Source organism: Burkholderia paludis, assembly GCF_000732615.1.
In the GTDB taxonomy this organism is placed as follows: Bacteria; Pseudomonadota; Gammaproteobacteria; order Burkholderiales; family Burkholderiaceae; genus Burkholderia; species Burkholderia paludis.
Genome location: NZ_JPGL01000149.1, coordinates 1 through 2,471, shown reverse-complemented (window position 1 = coordinate 2,471; position 2,471 = coordinate 1). Strand labels below are relative to the sequence as shown.

Sequence of the window (2,471 nt, the reverse complement as noted above, 5' to 3'; positions counted from 1 at the left end):
GGCACGCAGCAGGGCAACTACAACAACGATGGCGCGACCGGCGGCAGTGCGCTGGCGGCGGGCATCGGTGCATCGGCGGCCGGTACCTCGAGCACCGCGATCGGCACGAACGCGGTGGCGTCGGGCAATGCATCGATCGCATCCGGAAACGGTGCGCAGGCGAGCGCCTTTTCAGCGTCGGCTTATGGCGCCGGCGCGGTGGCAAGCGGGGAGGGTTCGACCGCGCTGGGCGACAGCGCGTCGGCGAGCGGCACGGCCGGTACGGCGCTCGGCGTGGCGGCAACGGCCGGCGGGACGAACGCGACGGCGCTTGGCCCGGTGGCGGTCGCGAGCGGCGTGTCGAGCCTGGCGGCTGGCGACCATGCGTCGGCCTCCGGTGTGCAGGCCGTGGCGATCGGCCCAAATGCGGCGGCGTTGCAGGACAACGCCACGGCGCTCGGCTATGCGTCGTCGGCCGGCGCGGTGAATGCGACGGCGCTCGGAACGGCGGCGGTGGCGAATGCGACCAACGCGACGGCGCTGGGTGCGGGAGCCGCGGCTGGCGGCGCGGAATCGACTGCGCTCGGCGCGAATGCGATCGCATCGCAGGACAATGCCACGGCGCTCGGCTTTGCGTCGTCCGCGGGCGCATCGGGTGCGACGGCGCTCGGCACGTCGGCGTCGGCCAGCGCGGTCAACGCGACCGCGCTGGGGCCGGTGGCGGTCGCGAGCGGCACGTCGAGCCTCGCGGCGGGCGATCATGCGACGGCCAGCGGCAGCCAGTCGCTCGCGCTCGGTCTGAACAATGTCGTGAGCGGCGCGCAATCGGGCGCGGTCGGCAGCAACAACACGGTGTCCGCGAACAACGCGTTCGTGCTGGGCAACAACGTGACGGATGCGGTGGACAACTCGGTGGTGCTGGGTAACAACTCGACGGTGGCGGCGGCGAACACCAACTACTACAACCCGGGCAGCGGCACGCTGTCGGGCACGGCAAGCGGGGTGGTGAGCGTGGGCGCGGCGGGCGCCGAACGGGAGATCACGAACGTGGCACCGGGCAGCAACGCGACGGACGCGGTGAACGTGAGCCAGCTTCAATCGCTGGCGAGTGCGGTGGCGGCCGGCCAGACGCACTACTACAGCGTGAACGACGGTGGCGCGCAGGGCGGCAACTACGCGAACGACGGCGCAACGGGAGCTGACGCGCTGGCAGCTGGCGTGAACGCTAGTGCAATCGGCAGCTCTAGCGTGGCAGTGGGGACGGGAACCTTGGCATCAGGCCCGCAAAGCATCGCGATCGGTGCGAACGCATCGGCTACTGGTGTGGGTAGTGCTGCGATAGGCTATGGCGCGTCGGTCTTGGGTAGTGGTAACTACAACGTGGCGGTAGGAGGCACCGTATTTGCGGATGCGAGCAGCAGTAATAACAACGTTGCGGCATTTGGCAGCGGCCAAGGCAATCCGGTGCTGGCTATTTATGGTGGCGCGAACACACAGTTGACGGTTATGACCAATAACTCGGCCGTGATAGCCAATGGTGCAAACAGTCTGAACGGGCAGGGCTTCGTGACCAGTGGAAATGTTGCGGCTGCCAACGGTGGCATTAACATAGACTTCACCAATTTGAACTTTGGAGCGACGACTGCACAGAACGGTGGTTCAAATACTTTTACGACAGCCATCGGCGGTGCTGTTATTGCAGATCAATCCGGTCAGAATTGGAATGTATTTTCGTTAGGTACCGGAGCCACTATCACTGCTAGCGGCAGCGGATCCGTCAACACTGGTATTGTTGCGGCGGGGAATAATAATACGGTGACCAATTCCAGCGGTGCTGCGGCGACCGCTGTTACGGCGATGGGTGACGGCAACACGGTGCTTGGTGCAGTGACGGCTGGCACGGCGATCGGCCAAGGAAACCAGGTGGGTACGGATGCTACGACGTCTCAGCTGACGTCGGCAACCGCAATTGGCCAAAACAACACGGCGACGGCTAGTAATACGATTGCGATTGGGACCGGCAACGTTGTGACAGGCGCGGGGGCGGGCGCGATTGGCGATCCGAGCACGGTGAGCGGGACGGGTTCGTATTCGGTCGGCAACAACAACACGGTGTCGGGTAACAACGCATTCGTACTCGGTAGCAACGTGACGGATGCGGTGGACAACTCGGTGGTGCTGGGTAACAACTCGACGGTGGCGGCGGCGAACACCAACTACTACAACCCGGGCAGCGGCACGCTGTCGGGCACGGCAAGCGGGGTGGTGAGCGTGGGCGCGGCGGGCGCCGAACGGGAGATCACGAACGTGGCACCGGGCAGCAACGCGACGGACGCGGTGAACGTGAGCCAGCTTCAATCGCTGGCGAGTGCGGTGGCGGCCGGCCAGACGCACTACTACAGCGTGAACGACAGTGGCACGCAGCAGGGCAACTACAACAACGATGGCGCGACCGGCGGCAGTGCGCTGGCGGCGGGCATCGGTGCATCGGC

1 protein-coding gene is annotated in these 2,471 nt (G+C 65.9%); it reads left to right on the top strand.

The genetic code is table 11. The features are described 5' to 3' along the window. Window positions 1-2,471: YadA family autotransporter adhesin (locus GQ56_RS45415; RefSeq protein WP_407638625.1), on the top strand; the 2,471-nt coding region annotated here is incomplete at both ends.